15 protein-coding genes and 3 pseudogenes are annotated in these 14,825 nt (G+C 71.0%); 9 read left to right on the forward strand and 9 right to left on the reverse strand.

Features of this window, described 5'->3' with window-relative positions; translation table 11 throughout:
* Positions 1–38: 38 nt before the first annotated feature.
* From ACIRU3_RS24770 to ACIRU3_RS24780, 3 genes are all read left to right on the forward strand, one after another.
* Positions 39–773, forward strand: a complete 735-nt coding sequence (locus ACIRU3_RS24770; protein ID WP_404060021.1) for a hypothetical protein — start codon at positions 39–41, stop codon at positions 771–773.
* A gap of 109 nt (positions 774–882) precedes the next feature.
* A complete protein-coding gene (locus ACIRU3_RS24775) occupies positions 883–1,197 on the forward strand; it encodes a DUF6400 family protein (RefSeq protein WP_404060024.1) in 315 nt (104 codons plus the stop codon).
* The gene (locus ACIRU3_RS24780; protein ID WP_404060026.1) at positions 1,184–1,411 is read left to right on the forward strand and encodes a hypothetical protein; all 228 of its coding nucleotides are present in this window, start codon (positions 1,184–1,186) and stop codon (positions 1,409–1,411) included. The genes ACIRU3_RS24775 and ACIRU3_RS24780 overlap by 14 nt, the downstream gene beginning before the upstream one ends.
* A gap of 32 nt (positions 1,412–1,443) precedes the next feature.
* On the opposite strand, the gene ACIRU3_RS24785 is transcribed toward ACIRU3_RS24780, so the two are convergent.
* Together ACIRU3_RS24785 and ACIRU3_RS24790 are read right to left on the reverse strand one after the other, a co-directional pair.
* Entirely contained in the window at positions 1,444–2,292 is an 849-nt protein-coding gene (locus ACIRU3_RS24785; RefSeq protein ID WP_404060029.1) for a maleylpyruvate isomerase family mycothiol-dependent enzyme, read from the reverse strand.
* A 117-nt stretch (positions 2,293–2,409) separates the two neighbouring features.
* Complete coding sequence (locus ACIRU3_RS24790; protein WP_404060031.1) at positions 2,410–2,988, reverse strand: hypothetical protein; 579 nt, start codon at positions 2,986–2,988, stop codon at positions 2,410–2,412.
* Positions 2,989–3,384: 396 nt separating this feature from the next.
* Here ACIRU3_RS24790 and ACIRU3_RS24795 point away from each other — a divergent pair, with 396 nt between their 5' ends.
* Together ACIRU3_RS24795 and ACIRU3_RS24800 are read left to right on the forward strand one after the other, a co-directional pair.
* On the forward strand, positions 3,385–5,451 hold the full coding sequence (locus ACIRU3_RS24795) for a protein kinase (RefSeq protein WP_404060034.1): 2,067 nt from the start codon (positions 3,385–3,387) through the stop codon (positions 5,449–5,451).
* Between the two features lie 456 nt (positions 5,452–5,907).
* Entirely contained in the window at positions 5,908–6,798 is an 891-nt protein-coding gene (locus tag ACIRU3_RS24800; protein WP_404060037.1) for an NmrA/HSCARG family protein, read from the forward strand.
* A 276-nt stretch (positions 6,799–7,074) separates the two neighbouring features.
* On the opposite strand, the gene ACIRU3_RS24805 is transcribed toward ACIRU3_RS24800, so the two are convergent.
* From ACIRU3_RS24805 to ACIRU3_RS24815, 3 genes are all read right to left on the reverse strand, one after another.
* Entirely contained in the window at positions 7,075–7,890 is an 816-nt protein-coding gene (locus tag ACIRU3_RS24805; RefSeq protein ID WP_404060039.1) for a ribonuclease BN, read from the reverse strand.
* 157 nt (positions 7,891–8,047) lie between these two features.
* Complete coding sequence (locus ACIRU3_RS24810) at positions 8,048–8,713, reverse strand: epimerase (RefSeq protein ID WP_404060041.1); 666 nt, start codon at positions 8,711–8,713, stop codon at positions 8,048–8,050.
* A 116-nt stretch (positions 8,714–8,829) separates the two neighbouring features.
* Positions 8,830–9,318 carry an Lrp/AsnC family transcriptional regulator gene (locus tag ACIRU3_RS24815; RefSeq protein ID WP_404060044.1) on the reverse strand — a complete coding sequence of 163 codons (489 nt, stop codon included), beginning with the start codon at positions 9,316–9,318 and terminating at the stop codon, positions 8,830–8,832.
* Positions 9,319–9,380: 62 nt separating this feature from the next.
* Here ACIRU3_RS24815 and ACIRU3_RS24820 point away from each other — a divergent pair, with 62 nt between their 5' ends.
* Together ACIRU3_RS24820 and ACIRU3_RS24825 are read left to right on the forward strand one after the other, a co-directional pair.
* On the forward strand, positions 9,381–10,130 hold the full coding sequence (locus ACIRU3_RS24820) for an AzlC family ABC transporter permease (protein ID WP_404060046.1): 750 nt from the start codon (positions 9,381–9,383) through the stop codon (positions 10,128–10,130).
* Complete coding sequence (locus tag ACIRU3_RS24825; RefSeq protein ID WP_404060049.1) at positions 10,123–10,452, forward strand: branched-chain amino acid transporter permease; 330 nt, start codon at positions 10,123–10,125, stop codon at positions 10,450–10,452. The genes ACIRU3_RS24820 and ACIRU3_RS24825 overlap by 8 nt, the downstream gene beginning before the upstream one ends.
* 104 nt (positions 10,453–10,556) lie before the next feature.
* On the opposite strand, the gene ACIRU3_RS24830 is transcribed toward ACIRU3_RS24825, so the two are convergent.
* The gene (locus ACIRU3_RS24830; protein ID WP_404060052.1) at positions 10,557–11,048 is read right to left on the reverse strand and encodes a peptidylprolyl isomerase; all 492 of its coding nucleotides are present in this window, start codon (positions 11,046–11,048) and stop codon (positions 10,557–10,559) included.
* 105 nt (positions 11,049–11,153) lie between these two features.
* Between ACIRU3_RS24830 and ACIRU3_RS24835 the strand changes: the two are divergent.
* Positions 11,154–12,020: pseudogene (locus tag ACIRU3_RS24835) on the forward strand (class I SAM-dependent methyltransferase).
* A gap of 208 nt (positions 12,021–12,228) precedes the next feature.
* On the opposite strand, the pseudogene ACIRU3_RS24840 reads toward ACIRU3_RS24835, so the two are convergent.
* Positions 12,229–13,410, reverse strand: a pseudogene (locus tag ACIRU3_RS24840) (coagulation factor 5/8 type domain-containing protein); the annotation flags it as partial.
* On the opposite strand from ACIRU3_RS24840, the pseudogene ACIRU3_RS24845 reads away from it, so the two are divergent.
* Positions 13,406–13,588: pseudogene (locus ACIRU3_RS24845) on the forward strand (substrate-binding domain-containing protein); the annotation flags it as partial. The pseudogenes ACIRU3_RS24840 and ACIRU3_RS24845 overlap by 5 nt on opposite strands.
* A gap of 79 nt (positions 13,589–13,667) precedes the next feature.
* Here ACIRU3_RS24845 and ACIRU3_RS24850 read toward each other — a convergent pair.
* Both ACIRU3_RS24850 and ACIRU3_RS24855 read right to left on the reverse strand, forming a co-directional pair.
* Positions 13,668–14,468, reverse strand: coding sequence for an SAM-dependent methyltransferase (locus ACIRU3_RS24850; protein WP_404060054.1), 801 nt, complete (start codon positions 14,466–14,468; stop codon positions 13,668–13,670).
* Between the two features lie 69 nt (positions 14,469–14,537).
* Positions 14,538–14,678, reverse strand: a complete 141-nt coding sequence (locus ACIRU3_RS24855) for a hypothetical protein (RefSeq protein ID WP_404060057.1) — start codon at positions 14,676–14,678, stop codon at positions 14,538–14,540.
* Positions 14,679–14,825 lie beyond the last annotated feature (147 nt).

The following is a 14,825-nucleotide window of genomic DNA, read 5'->3' on the forward strand; positions in this document are numbered from 1 at the left end:
CTCCGGGGCCTGCGACCCCACCCGGGACAATCCTCGCCATGACCGAAGACACGGGCGACGCCGACGGCCGCCTGACCAGGATCGAGCGGCTGCTGGAGAGCGGCGAGCGCGATCTGGTCCCCGCGTGGCGGCGAGCGACGCGCGGGGAGCCACGCTGGGCGGTGACCGCCGTGATCCTGGTGGCGGTCGCCCTGCAGCTGATGCTGCCGCACCGGCTCGCGCTCCAGCCGTTCTGGGTGCTGCCGGTACTGGAGCTGGTGCTGCTGGCCGGCCTGATCGCCGCGAACCCGCGACGGGTCGAGCCCCGGACCCGCCGGCTGCGATGGCTGGGCCTGGCCCTGATGGGCGTGATCAGCCTGGCCAACGGCTGGGCGGCGGTCCGGCTCGTCGCGGACCTGGTGAGCGGCAGCGCCGGGCAGGACGCGGTGCCGCTGCTGCTGGCCGGCGGCGGCATCTGGCTGACCAACGTGATCGTGTTCGCCCTGTGGTACTGGGAGTGGGACCGCGGCGGTCCGATGGCGCGGGCCCTCGGCGAGCAGCAGCACCCCGACTTCCTCTTCGTGCAGATGCAGAGCCCGGAGGTCGCCCCGCCGGACTGGGAACCGGCGTTCCTCGACTATCTGTATCTGTCGTTCACCAACTCCACCGCCTTCAGCCCGACCGACGTGATGCCGCTGTCACGGTGGGCGAAGATGCTGATGATGCTGCAGTCCTCGGTCTCCCTGGTGACCGTCGTCCTGGTGGTCGCGCGGGCGGTCAACATCCTGAAGTGACAGGGCCCCGTCTCGTCGTCCCGAGCCCGGACGTCAGCCCTTCCGACCTGCTGTGACTTCCCCCACCTACTCTTGCCGTGGCGGGGAAGGCTTACCTACGTTCGGTTGTATGTCCTCTTTTGGCCCCATCCTTCCCGGCGAGCCGGACGAATCCGCCGAGGCGAGCAGGCCCGCGGCGGACCGCCCCGGAACCTCCGAGCCGGTCGACTTCGTCGTCGACCTGACCGCCCACGAAATGCTCCGGCGCACTCATGCCCTGGCCGCGCTGGGGCCCGACTGGGACCCCGTCGCTGCGCTGCGCGGCGAGGAGGAGGCGCACGACCTGCTGTACTCCGGCCTCAGCGCGGAGCAGCAGCGCATATACGACGAGCTGGTCGCGGCCGGGGTGCTTCCGAAGCGAGGCGGCGGCGATGCTGCCGCTTGACCCGCAGGCCGACATCGGCCGCCGGGCCTGGGTGGACTGTCCGAACTGCGACGACCGCCGCCGGTGCGCCACCTGCGAGCAGGGGCGGGCGTGCCACGACCACTGGCGCTACCTGCTGTCCAACACCGGCAGCCTGCTCCACCTGCAGTGCCCGTCCTGCACCCACGTCTGGACGCACGAGACCCATTTCGGCGCCACCCGATCCGACGGGTAGCCCGCCCGGGTGGCCCGAAAGGACAGTGCGTTTCAGGGCGCGGTGAACAGAGCCGGGAAGCGGGGGCCCAGCCAGGGTTTGGGTCCCCACGTGAGGATCTGACCTCGGGCGATGGCGCGCCAGGGGTTGACCCGGCCCAGCGCGATGAGCAGGAAGGCCGTGGGCTCGATGAGGATGGTGCAGTCCGAGCGGCCCTGCGGCGGTCCCGGTGTGACCTGCACGGCGCCGGAGGTCAGGGACACCCCGAAGGCCTCGCCGCCGCGGAGGCGGATCGTGTAGCGCGCCGTGAGACCGGCGGTGGCCGCGGTGTTGGTCACGCGCGGCATGACCGAGAGCATGAACGGCATGCAGAGTCCCGCCCGCGTGGGGTCGACCATGTGCGGGCGGCCCAGAGCGCGCGCGAGATCGTATCCGTGGCCCAGCATGTGCGTGAGCAGGTAGGATGCGAGAGTGTGCCGGTCCATGGATCCCAGCGGCGTGGCCGGGACGAGCCCGTCGTCGGCCCCGGTGGACCCTTGGGCCGTGGTCCGCGCCATGGCGTCCAGGAACAGGCCGGCCTGGTCCGCGATCATCGTCGCCAGCGGCTCGGCCCGGCGCTCCTCGAAGACGGCCAGGGACTGTTCGTTGGCCGCGGCGAGGCTCTGCGGGGTGCCGTCCCCGTAGGGGCGCTCACGCCCGGACGCCAGGTCGGTCATCAGCTCGTTGGCCAGCGCCAGATGGGCGGCCGCCTCGCCCACGGTCCACTCCGATCGCGGTACCGGAACCGCCGTGTCCGACGCGCCCCGCAACAGCGTGGCGATGTCGTCGGCGGTCTCTCGTATCGCCTGCCCGAGTCCTTCGGGCAAGGAGCCCGTGCCGTCCTGCCGAACCGTCGAATGCACGCCGCCCGTCCCTCCCGCCTGCCACTCCCCGTGCACACGGGGCGCCGGTACCCAACCAGACTCGGGGGCACGCGGCAAGTCCGCGGGCGGCGTGCGTTCCACACCCCTGGGGTTCACTCAGCGGCTGCCCGTCCAGTTGTGGGCCACGTCGACCACCAGGCGGTCGGACAACTGGATCACCCGGAACGGCAGACGGGCCCGGACACCGAGACCTATCTGGGTCTCGCCCTCGAAGCTGCCGGCGAACCGGGTGTCCTTGAAGGTGCGGTACCCGGCGAGGTTCACGCCCGGAAGGGTACGGCCCACCCGTGCCGGATACGTGGACGCGCCGGTCTCCGGGTCGTAGCTCGGCGCGCCGACACGGACGTCGAGTACGGCTCCGCCGCCGACCGGGAGGTAGCGGCCGCTTGCGGTCTGCTGGAGCCGCGCGACGTACCTGACGTAGTAGCCGACGGAACCGCCACCACCGGGCACGTCGAACACCATACGGTCGTAGCAGGCGTGCCGACCGGTCCTGATGTCGTCCAGCGGCACGGCTCCGGCGGTGACACCGCCCTTGGCGCCGCTGCCCCAGCCGGTCGGGCAGGCCGCGGCACGCGCAGCCGCCGCCGGTGCGGCACCCGCCGCGGACGACGCCGCTCCCAACCCGGTGCCCGCCAGAACGAGCGCCGCTATCACTGCCCCAATTCTTCGCATGATGTCCCCCTTGGCCATCGCATGCTGTTTATGTGATGAGACACGCAGATATGGCGGATGGTTGCATGCTGAGGTGGCAGGAGTTTCGACGCTCCGGCTTCGTCGCGACTGTCCGCAGCCGGAACCGCCCCCGGCGCACCGGGACGGTGCCGGGTGGAACGGTGCGTGGTGCCGGTTGTGTTCGTGCGCGGTGCCGGATGACTTCGTGCACGGCCCCACCACCGGTTCGCCGCCGGTGACTTCCTGCGTCGCGACGGAATGCACTGCGTGTGGGGCGATGGTCCGTGGGCAGAGGTCCGGAGCGGTCGCCGACGTGCGGACCTCGACCACCTGCGTGATATACACATTCTCCACATCTTCCGCACCGTCTGTTTGCATGCTCCTGGGGGGAGTTCCGTGAGCGCACCTGGTGCCGGCGGGCGGGTTCAGCCCGCCCACCCCGGCGACCCCTCCGGCATCGGGCCGTACCGCATCATCGGCCGTCTCGGCTCGGGCGGCATGGGTACGGTCCACGCCGGCCTCACCGTCGACGGGCTCAGGGTCGCGGTCAAGGTGATCCACTCCGCGCAGGCCCAGGACCCGGAGTTCCGGGCCCGGTTCCGCCGTGAAGTGCAGCTCTCCGCCCGTGTGCAGGGGCCCTTCCTCGTGCCCCTGCTCGCCGCCGACCCCGAGGCCGCCGCGCCCTGGCTGGCGACCGCCTATGCTCCCGGCCCCACCCTCAGCCAGCACCTGGCCCAGCACGGCCCGCTCACGGGCGGCACCTTGTACGCCTTGGCGACGGGGACGGCCCAGGCGCTGGCGGCCATCCACGAGGCCGGTGTGGTCCACCGTGACGTGAAGCCGCAGAACGTCATCCTCACGCCCGCCGGCCCCCGCGTGCTGGACTTCGGCATCGCACACGCCGCCGACGGCACCAGCGTGACCCGGACCGGCGTCCTCACCGGTACACCTGGCTGGATCAGCCCCGAGTACTACCGCGACGGCACCGCCGGGCCCGAGGGCGACATGTTCGCCTGGGGTGCGCTGGTGGCCTTCGCCGCAACGGGCCGTCTCCCGTTCGGCGGTGGCGCGCCGGACGCGGTCGCGTTCCGCGTCATGTCGGGGGAGCCCGACCTGGACGGAGTTCCCGAGGAGTTGCGGGAGGTCGTGCGGACGGCCCTCGCCAAGCAGCCCGCCGACCGGATACGGGCCGCCACGGCGGCGGAGGAATGCGCACGGCTGCTCGCCTCGCAGGCCACCCAGGTGGTCGGAGGCGAAGCGGGCCCGCAGTCACCGCCCGCTGGTGGAACGGTCATGGCCCAGTGGGACATGCCCACCCTCGACGACCCCCGCTGGCACGCCCCGGCAACGCCCTCCTCCCGCAAGCGGACCATTGCGATCGTCCTCGCCGCCGCGGCCGTGGCCGGAGGCCTCGTCGGCGCCGCCGTCGCCTTCCCCATCGGAGGTCACGACAACGCCGGAGGGAACAAGGGCTCCACGGCCTCCGCGGCAACGGCCTCTGCGTCCCGCGCCGCACACGGGGACAGCACGGCACCGCGCACCGAATCCGCAGTGCCCGACGGGGCGACGGAGCCGGCGGTCGATCCGCGCAGAGCGCCCGTCCCGGTCGACCCGCTCGCCGGTGTGCCCCACCCCGCCTACACCCGAGCCGATGACGAGACCCAGCCCCTCGACGACGAGTGGAGACTCAGCGCGGGCGCGAGCACCGCGACCGAGAAGGGCGTCGCGGCCGCGGTCCGGGAGGGGATGAAGGCCATGCTCGCCACCAAGGACATGGACTTCATGGAGCCCACGGTCACCTTCAACAAGGGCGCGCAGACGCTGATGGTGACGGGCGGCCCGGTCTCCCAGCTTCCCGAGGAGCAGCAGGAAGTGTTCCGCAGAAGCGGGGAGATGGCCGCCTGTACCGCCCTCGCACGCCGGCTCAAGGACGACCCCACCGCCTGGCCGTACGGGCGCTACGCGGTCTTCTGGAAGGACTCCGACACCGATCCCGAGGCGGACATCCTCGGTTTCGGCGAGGCCACCGACGGGTGTTACACGCAGGTCGCCGGACAATGGCAGGGGGACGAGTCCGGTATCGCGACCGCGGAGATACCGAGCAGCGACAAGGCGGAGATCCGTGTCGCCGACGCCACCGACAAGGCCATCACCGCGGCCTGGAAGGTGCGGGTCGCCGAGGGGAACGGCGTGGATCCCGCAGCCGCGGACAACGAGATCAGCCTGGGCTTCGATCCAGTCGAGAAGGCCGCGTACGTGTGGATCTACGACTCCAGCGCGACGCTGATCGGCCGCGCCCAGCGGGCCAACTTCCAGGACGTCGTCACCACGACCGCCTGTCGGAAGCTGGTCTCCGAGTACAGCAGCAACAAGAAGTGGCAGTACACCCGTTGGTCCGTCGCCGTGTTCGCCGGCAACAGCGGCGTCCCGGAGTTCACGGGCTCGGGTGACTGCATGCCGTGACGGGCCGGAGGGCGGCACACAGCGCGGTGCGCACGCGTTCCGGCCGTACGGCCGCCCGTCCGCCACCGCCGCGCTCGGCGGCCTTGGTGAGCGCCTCCGCGATTGCGAAAGATGCGGTGGCCTGCCACAACGCTCTACTTGTCCGCCACCGCCACCGCCACCGCCACCGCCACCGCCACCGCCGGGACGGGTGATCAGACGGGGACGGCCGGGGAGTGGACTCCGCCATCGCGATGTGGCTCGCTGTGCCATCTGTTCGCGGACGGGGCACGGGTCACGGGTTGCGCGCCACGGGCGCCGGGCCCGGGGGTGATCCACCCCCTCAGGGTTTATCTGCGTGACACAGCGAAGATGTGTGCCTATTCTTCTTCGTAACGCAGTCAATGTGTGGCGCAGGCAAAGTTGTGCCTTGCGCTGCCCTTTGCTCACTCATCCCGGACCCTCCCAAGGAGCCACATGCTCACCATCGCCGTCACCGGCGCGACCGGCGCCCAGGGCGGTGCCACGGCCCGCGCCGTGCTGGCCGCCGGCCACCGCGTCCGTGCCCTCACCCGCACCCCCGCCTCGCCGGCGGCCGCGGTTCTGCGCCGGCTCGGTGCGGACGTCAGATGCGCCGACTTCGACGACCTCCCGTCCCTCGACGCCGCCCTCGCAGGCGCCGACTCCCTCTTCGCGGTGACGACCCCGTTCGGCACGGACACCGCCGCCGAGGTCCGCCAGGGCAAGGCCCTGCTCGATGCGGCGGCCGCCGCCGGGGTCGGCCACATCGTGTTCACCTCGGCTGCGCACGCCGACCGCGGCACGGGCATCCCGCACTACGACAGCAAGGACGAGATCGAGCGCCACCTCCGGATGACGGGCGTCCCCTGGACGGTCATCGCCCCGGCGGCCTTCATGGACAACTTCGCCTCCGGCTGGACGTTGGAGGGCCTGCGCGAGAACACCTTCGCCTGGCCCATGCCGGCCGACCGCTCCCTGACGCTCATCCCCGCCGACGACATCGGCGCGTTCGCGGCCCTGGTCCTGCAGCGCCGGGCCGCGTTCACCGGCCGTCGTATCGACATCGCCTCCGACGAACTCACCGCGGCCGAGATCGCCACCGTCGTGTCGGCCGCCACGGGCCGCCCTGTCACGCACCGCGAGGTGCCCTTGTCCTACGTGCGCACCCACTCGCGCGACCTCGCGGCGATGTTCGCCTACTTCACCAGTACCGGTCTCGACGTCGACGTCACCGGCCTGCGCCGCGCCCACCCCGAGGTGGGCTGGCACACCTTTGCGGAGTGGGCCGCCGCCCAGGACTGGCCCGCCCTGCTCGCTCCGAACCCGCAGGAGCCCGCCCTGTCATGAAGCGGCGGTCGGCGCGGACAGCACCGCCTTGGCCGCCGCGGTCGCCACCGTCCTCGCCGACGGCTGGTCGATGCGCCGCGCCCCGGGCCGCCTCGTGCTCACCGCCCGAGGGCAGCGCCCGTCCGGTCGCCGTCACCGAACGCGTCGTCGCCCTCCGGGAGATGGCCGGCGCCGGCCTCTCACCAGGGGAGTACCGCACCGTCGTACACGTGCTGAGCGCCTGGCGCGCAATGTCGAGGCGGCGACGGTCGTGGCTTCGGCCGCCCGACGGGTCGCTCACTCCTCGTGGGACGGCGTCCAGTGGTGCTCGCAGAACCAGCGGCCGAACAGCGCGCCCCCGTAGACGACGAACCCGACGCCGATCAGCCACGACTCCACCACCAGCACCGTTCCTACCGCACCGTAGTTCAGTGCGTTGGTGACGATGAGCGGGGTGAAGACGAGGGACGAGAAGGCTCTGAGACCGGCCAGGCCGCCGACGGTGGCGAGCGCACCCGGCAGCAGGGTGCGCCAGTGGACCTGGCCCCCCAGCAGGAAGCGCTGGCCCCACCAGAAGAAGAGAACCGCGCTCACCACGGACAGCGCGACCCGCTCCATCCCCTGCAGCGCCGTCCGGGTCAGTACCTCCTGATAGAGGTAGGCGGTCAGCACCGCAAGCCAGGTCGCCTGCCGCCAGACCCGGTGCCAGGGGCCGGACGCGAGGCCCCAGACGCGCTCGTAACCGTTCTGGATACTGCCTGCGAAGGACACACCGAACACGGCGAGCAGGACCAGGCTCAGCACACTGGTGGTGCCTACGACCTTGCGCGGCGGACTGATGATGCCGGTGAGCGCGTCGGCGGACTGCCCGGACAGCCCCATGCCGTCGGTGAGCCACGACGCGAAGCCGCCCCGCACCAGTGGATCGGCCGCGGCGACCACGATCAGCAGTGGGGCCAGCGTCACCAGGGCGAGCGTGGCGAACCCCATGGCCCGGTGCATCAGCTCCAGATCGCGGCCGCGTCGGAGCAGGATGCGCAGACCGAGCCACTCCCAAGCGCGGTGGAGGCCGCGCCGCCACTGACTCACGGGTCCCTCCCGTGCTCGCCGCATCGTGCTCGTCGCCAACGATTGTGTGCCGTCGGCATCGCGCGGGCGGCTCTCGCTGAATCCCTGGTGACATGATCGGACGAAAGTGACCGAATCGCCCGGCCGGACATGCCGAGGGCCGGGGATCCGAAGAACCGGAACCGCCGAACCGATACGAGTGTCAGGCACCCAGCCGATTGATGTCCCGGCTGTACAGGATCCGCCGGTCGGCCGTCCCGGGGCGGGTCACCGCGAGCATGGCGCGGCCGAGATGCTCGGTGGTCGTGGTGTGGCCGGGCGCGATGCGGTGCAGCAGCGGGTAGAGCCACGCCGTGAGCGTGTAGAGAAGGCGGTAGGCGGGGGTCCTGGAGACGGCGCCGTGGCGGGGCTGGATGTAGCCGGGGCGGAACATGTACGCGTTCATCGGCATCGCCAGCAGCGCGTTCTCCGTGCGTCCCTTGACGCGGGCCCACATGGTGCGGCCCTCCTCGCTGCTGTCGGTGCCTTCCCCGGAGACGTAGGTGAAGGTGAGCCGGGGGTTGTCCGCGCACAGGGTGCGGGCGGCGGCGAGGGCGTAGTCGTAGGTGACGCGCGTGTAGTCGGCCTCGCCGCGGCCGCCGGCCGAGATGCCGAGGCAGTAGAAGCAGGCGGCCAGGCCGGTCAGTTGCCCGGCGAGCGGGGACAGGTCGGTGAAGTCCTGGTGGACCAGCTCGTGCAGCTTGGGGTGACTGATGCCGAGCGGGCGGCGGCTCACCACCAGGACACGGGTGACGGCGGGATCCAGCAGGCAGGCGCGCAGCACGCCGTGTCCGACCATGCCGGACGCGCCGAAGACGACGACGTTCATGAAGGGCTCCGGGGGAGGGAGTGGGGGTCAGGTCCGCAGGACGACCATGGCGGAGGCGACGATGGTGGCCCGGCGGCGTGCACGGTCGATCTCGGAGTCGAGATGCAGGTGAGCACTTACAGGTGCGCTTGCTCACCGCGGGCGAGGCATGATCCCGCCTTGATGGTCTTCATGGTCAGGTGGGAGTCGATGCGCAGGACGCAGCTCAGGCCGCTGAGCTTCTCGGTGAGGAAGGACTCGTAGGCGGCGTGGTCGGCGACGGCGACACGGACGAAGTAGTCGGGGCGACCGTACATGCGCCGGAACTCGATCACCTCGTCGTAGGCGGCCACGGTGTCCTCGAACTCCAGGAACGTCGTGCGGTCGTTGGCGCTGACCTCGACGTCGATGAGGACCTCAAGCCCACGGCCGAGGGCCTCGGGATCGACGACGGCCCGGTACCCGGCGATGACACCCGCCTCCTCCAGCCGCTTGACCCGGCGCAGGCACGGCGGCGGGGTCAGCCCCACCCGCTGGGCCAGCTCGACGTTGGTCAGCCGCCCGTCCTGACGCAGGTGAAACAGAATGTCCCGGTCGATGGAATCGAGTTTCACTTCATTGCGCACGAAGCCATCCTACGGACATTATCGGCAACCATATGACGTGACATTCTTCCTAAAATGTCTCCATGCGAGCAACCACCGCCGTCGCCGTCGCCGTCGACCGGCCCACGCCCGGGCCGCCGTCCCGGACGCCCTCCGAGGCGCGGGCCGCGTTCGAGGACTCCGCCTCCGTGGGCCTGGGCTTCGTCCCGCTCGGCATCGCCTTCGGGGTGCTCGTCGCCCACTCCGGTGTCGGCTGGTGGTGGGCGGGTCTGTCCAGCGCGCTGATCTACGGCGGGTCGTTCGAGTTCCTGCTGATCGGCTTGGTCGCCGCCGGCGCACCGCTGGTCTCCGTCGCGGTGTCCGCGTTCCTGGTGAACCTGCGGCACGTCTTCTACGCACTGTCCTTCCCGCTGCACCGCGTGAAGGGCCGTCTCGGCAAGACCTACAGCACGTTCGCCCTGTGCGACGAGGCGTACGCCCTGACCGCCGGGCACCGGGCCCGCTCCTGGTCCAGCCGGCGCATCCTCTGGCTGCAGCTCTACATGCACCTGTACTGGGCCGGGGGCGCCATCGGCGGAGCCCTGCTCGGCTCCCTCGTCCCGGACAGCGTCACGGGGCTGGACTTCGCGCTGACCGCCCTGTTCACCGTGCTGGCGCTGGACGCCGTCCGCGACCGGCGGGGCGATCTGCCGACCCCGGCGCTCGCACTCCTCAGCGCCCTCGCCGCCCGGCTGGTGTTCCCCGGCCAGCTGCTGCCGGTCGCCTTCGCCCTGTTCACCGCCAGGCTCCTGGCCCGCCGCCGCATCGTCCGCAGGAAGCCGAGCCATGCCTGACACGACCTACCGCGTCGCCGCGGTCCTCGTCTCCGCCGCCGTGACCTGGGCCCTGCGTGCCCTGCCCTTCGCCGCCCTCGCCCCGCTGCGCGCGAGTGGCACCATCCAGTACCTCAGCACACGCATGCCCGCCGGGATCATGGTGATCCTGGTCGTCTACTGCCTGCGCGACCTACCGCTGACCCACGCCCGCGTGGCGGCCCCCCTGGCGGCCCTGACCGTCACGGTCGGCCTGCACCTGTGGCGCCGCAACTCCCTGCTGAGCATCCTCGGCGGCACCACCGTCCACGTCGTACTGGCCAGCACGCTCTTCGCCCACTGAGGCCCGGAAAAGCAGGACGCCCGGTGAGACAGCCGGCCAGATGAGGACCGACCGGCGTCATCACCGGGTCGATTACGTCACCCGCTCACGCGGGAGAGCGTCCGTCAGACCGTGCCGCTCTCGGAAATCGTGATCTTCGCGTTGGTCGAGCCGCTGCGGCTGCCGAGGGACTCGATGCGCTTGACGAGGTCCTCGCCCTCGACGACCTCGCCGAAGACGACGTGCTTGCCGTCGAGCCAGTCCGTGATGACCGTGGTGATGAAGAACTGCGAGCCGTTGGTGTTCTTGCCCGCGTTCGCCATGCTCAGCAGGAACGGACGGTCGTGCTTGAGGGAGAAGTTCTCGTCGGCGAACTTCTCGCCGTAGATGCTCTTGCCGCCGGTGCCGTCACCTCGGGTGAAGTCGCCGCCCTGGAGCATGAACTGCGGGATGACCCGGTGGAACGAGGAGCCTGCGTAACCGAAGCCGTGCTTGCCGGTGGCCAGCTCACGGAAGTTCGTGGCGGTCTTGGGGACCACGTCGTCGAAGAGCTTGAAGACGATCCGGCCGGCCGGCTCGTCGTTGATGCTGATGTCGAAGTACACGTTGTCACTCATGGCGATCAACTTTACCGTCGCTCAGGACCGGGATGTGCAGAAGGGGTCTCCTTGGGTGCTTGGTGTCGTGCCACGAGCCCGGGAACGGAAGCGGAGGAGCCTGCGGTGGCCGAAGGCTGGGTATGGGACGAAACCCTGTTCGCGGGGACCGCCGCCTACTACGAGCACGGCAGGCCGCCGTACGCCCCCGCCCTCGTGTCCCGGTTGGCCGACGTGCTCGCACTCGACGGGACCGGGCGGCTCCTCGACGTGGGATGCGGACCCGGCACCCTGGCCGTGCCCCTCTCACACCTGTTCGGCGAAGTCGTCGGTCTGGACCCCGACCCCGGCATGCTCGGCGAAGCCGCCCGCCGGGCCGCCGATCGGGGAACGACCGCGAAGACACGCTGGGTGCGGATGCGCGCCGAGGAACTTCCGGCGGACCTCGGCACCTTCACCGTGGCGGCCTTCGCCCAGTCCTTCCACTGGATGGACCGCGACCTGGTGGCGGCCACCGTGCACGGCATGCTCCGGCCCGGGGGAGCGCTGGTGCACGTCTCGGACCTGAAGGGTGAGCGGCTGGACGCGGTGGGCCTGCCGTATCCGGTTGCGCCGTACCCGGCCATCGGCGAACTGGTCCGGTCGTACCTGGGGCCGGTCCGCCGTGCCGGGCGCGGAGTGCTCCCCTAGGGGACACCCGGAGGGGAAGCGGCCGTGTTCGGCCGGGCCGGTTTCCTGGGACCCGAACGGCATGTCGTCCCCGGCGGGCAGGTGCTGGAACGCGGCGAGGACGACGTAGTCGCCTGGGCCTTCTCCATGTCCTCCTCGGCTCCCGGCCTGTTCGGACCGCACCGAGACGCCTTCGAAGCCGACCTGCGCCGGCTGCTGCGCTCCTGCTCCCCGGCGGGCCGGTTCAGCGAACGAGGCCCCAGCACCGAGGTGTTCGTGTGGCGAAAGCCGTCCGCGTCCGTCACACGCGGAGGGCGCGGGTGATGAACCCGGATCCGGCGGGCCGACAGCGGAACCGCGCCCGCCGGAGACCCGCACGGCGGGAGTGCCGGAGACCCCGGCTCAGGCGGCCGGCGACAGTGGGTGCTCGCCGCGGTCCGGCCGCCCGCCGACCGGGTCCCTGATCGGCCCACAGGCCGGCAACGACCGCCCGGGATCCGCAATCCGGCCGGGAATCAGCGCGGTACCGGCGTCACGGGTACGACACCACGGTCGACGGCGTCGTGGACGTGCCCGAGGTCGGGGAGCCCGTCTCGTTGATCACGTGCTCGTACTGGCCGTTGCCGCCGAGTGAGACCACCAGCAGGTTGTGGAACTTCACGCCCGGACGGTTCGGCGCGGCGAAGCCGTGGTGCTGCACGATGGACGGGTCGACGTTGTAGCAGCAGTAACTGCCCAGGCCCCAGCCCTCGTGCGCGGTGACGCCGTCTGCGACCTTGTAGGCCGCGTAGCCCTTGACGGAACCGTTCTGGACGGCGGCCTGGCTCGGGGCGTCGTACGCCTTCTCCTTCTGGAAGAAGACCGTGCGGCCCCGCTGGCCGTTTCACTGCACGTCGTACTTGTTGAAGTGCTCGACGAACAGACCGGTGCACAGCACGTCGTCGCCGTTGACCACGACTCCGTAGTCGGCGCGGTTGGTGTTCCAGCCGACACCGGTGCCGTGGTCGGCGCGCCATACCCAGGTGTGGTCGACGATGGTGTGACGGTTGTTGATCACCATGCTCGTGGTCGCCCTGCCGGTGCCCGCGCCGCCGATGCGCACGAAGACGTCCTGCACGGTGGCGGGGTTGGCCGAGTGGTCCCTCGACGCGCCTGCCGGGCCGACCTCCAGCAGGGTCGCGGAGTTGACCGGCCCGGCATCGATCAGGAACCCGGCGAGCCGAACGCCGTCGACGTCGGCCACCTTCACAACCGTGGTCCCGTTGTCGGGGACGAGGGTCGCGTAGCCCAGGCCCAGCACCACGGTGCCCGCGCGGTTCACCCGGATCGGCTGGTCCACGTGGTAGATGCCCGGTGTCACCAGCAGATGAAGTCCCTGTGCGAGGGCCTGGTTGAGCGTCGCCGCGCTGACTCCCGGCTTTGCGACGTAGAACTGCGACAGCGGCAGGGACGTGCCCCTCGGGGTGCCGTTGCCCCAGGTGACACCGCGGGCGTTCGTCCGCAGCTCCGGCAGGAAGACCCGGAACTCGCTGCCGCCGACGTACAGGAACGGCTTCTCGCGGGAGACGGGGGTGGTGTCGAGGATGGTGTACGGCGGATTCGGGAAGCTCTGCGCCGGGGCGCCCTGGACGCCTGAGAAGACCATGTTCCACACGCTGTTGAGCCAGCTCCCGACGGCGCTGTCACGGGTGTACCACTGCTGCTGCGACGTCGGCTTCGACGACTCCACGGTCGCGCTCACCTGCCGACCCCAGCTCACCACCGTCCGCCAGCCCGTGGAGAACATGGCCGCCGAAATGGCCCGCCTCCTCGGCCAGCACATCCACGGCACGCGCACCGCGCCCACGTCGGTCGTGTTCGATCCGGAGCTGATCGTGCGGGACTCGGCGTGAGCCGGACGCCGGTGACGACGGCGCCTGCCGCATCGCTCCGGCCGGTTCGTCGGTGTCCGACCGCGCGCACTCCCTTAGGTCACCCGGTCCTGTGGGCCACCCCTCCGTAGAAGCCGATCTCTTCGGACCTCGGCGGTGGCGGGGTGTCCGGGCGCCAGAACGGCACCTGGGCAAGGCCGGGCTCGACCAGTTCGAAGCCGTCGAAGAACCGCTCGACCTCGCCGCGGGACCGCAGGTTCAGCGTGGCGGTGGCCTTGCTGTAGACGGCCTGGGCCGCGCGGCGGTCGGCGAAGTCGCCGGTGGCGTGCGAGAGCACCAGGAAACTGCCGGCCGGCAGCGCGTCGCGCAGGGTGGCGACCGCCTGCTCGGGCTGCTCCGCGTCGGTGAGGAAGTGGAGGACGGCGACGAGGAGCAGCGCGACGGGCCGGTCGAAGTCGATGGCCCGGCGGACGTCGGGGTGGTTCACGACGGTCTGCGGGTCGCGTACGTCGGCGAGCACGACGCTGGTCGCGCCGGAGCTGCTGAGCAGCGCGTTGGCGTGCGCGGCCACGATGGGATCGTTGTCGACGTAGGCCACGCGCACGTCCGGTGCCAGCTCGTGTGCGATCTGGTGCACGTTCGGCGAGGTGGGCAGCCCGGTGCCGATGTCGAGGATCTGGCGCACTCCGTTGCCGACGACGTACCGGACGGCGCGCTGCAGGAAGGCGCGGTTGGCCTGCAGGCCGATGCGCACCTCGGGCGCGGCGGCGGCGAGTTCCTCGCCGGCCCGCTGGTCCACCTCGTAGTTGTCCTTGCCGCCCAGGAGGTAGTCGTAGATCCGGGCCGGGTGCGGCCTGCTGGTGTCGATCTCTCCGACGCTGAAGCCGCCGTCCCGTCTCACACCGCGCTCCTCTCGATGACCGCCACGCCTCACCCGCGAGCGGACCACGACAGTTTCGCACATCAACTTTCATGCCATCGGGGTGAGTTGGCTGCTGTGCGCTGCCCGCAGCAGGAGCACCATGACGTCGTCCGTGCACTGACCGCCGGGCCGGGCGCGGTGGATGAGGCTGTCCGTGAGGTGCTTGAGGTCATCGTCCGCGGTGTCCACGAGGTGTCCGAGAAGGCGTCCGAGAGGTCGGACGTGGTATCGGCGGCGTCCGTGCCGGGCTTTTCCACCAGCCCGTCGGTGCACAGGGCCAGGACGGCGCCGTCGGGGGGAGCCGTCGGCGGCCGGCAGCCGCCTCTCGTAGCGATC

This window comes from Streptomyces sp. NPDC101151, from assembly GCF_044768335.1.
GTDB lineage: Bacteria > Actinomycetota > Actinomycetes > Streptomycetales > Streptomycetaceae > Streptomyces.

Bases quoted from the DNA above. Each gene is read 5' to 3' on its own strand.
- ACIRU3_RS24800 (WP_404060037.1), top strand. From the start codon at position 5,908: ATGCTCACCATCGCCGTCACCGGCGCGACCGGCGCCCAGGGCGGTGCC.
- ACIRU3_RS24820 (WP_404060046.1), top strand. From the start codon at position 9,381: ATGCGAGCAACCACCGCCGTCGCCGTCGCCGTCGACCGGCCCACGCCC.
- ACIRU3_RS24780 (WP_404060026.1), top strand. From the start codon at position 1,184: ATGCTGCCGCTTGACCCGCAGGCCGACATCGGCCGCCGGGCCTGGGTG.
- ACIRU3_RS24825 (WP_404060049.1), top strand. From the start codon at position 10,123: ATGCCTGACACGACCTACCGCGTCGCCGCGGTCCTCGTCTCCGCCGCC.
- ACIRU3_RS24790 (WP_404060031.1), bottom strand. From the start codon at position 2,988: ATGCGAAGAATTGGGGCAGTGATAGCGGCGCTCGTTCTGGCGGGCACC.
- ACIRU3_RS24805 (WP_404060039.1), bottom strand. From the start codon at position 7,890: ATGCGGCGAGCACGGGAGGGACCCGTGAGTCAGTGGCGGCGCGGCCTC.
- ACIRU3_RS24775 (WP_404060024.1), top strand. From the start codon at position 883: ATGTCCTCTTTTGGCCCCATCCTTCCCGGCGAGCCGGACGAATCCGCC.
- ACIRU3_RS24810 (WP_404060041.1), bottom strand. From the start codon at position 8,713: ATGAACGTCGTCGTCTTCGGCGCGTCCGGCATGGTCGGACACGGCGTG.
- ACIRU3_RS24770 (WP_404060021.1), top strand. From the start codon at position 39: ATGACCGAAGACACGGGCGACGCCGACGGCCGCCTGACCAGGATCGAG.
- ACIRU3_RS24830 (WP_404060052.1), bottom strand. From the start codon at position 11,048: ATGAGTGACAACGTGTACTTCGACATCAGCATCAACGACGAGCCGGCC.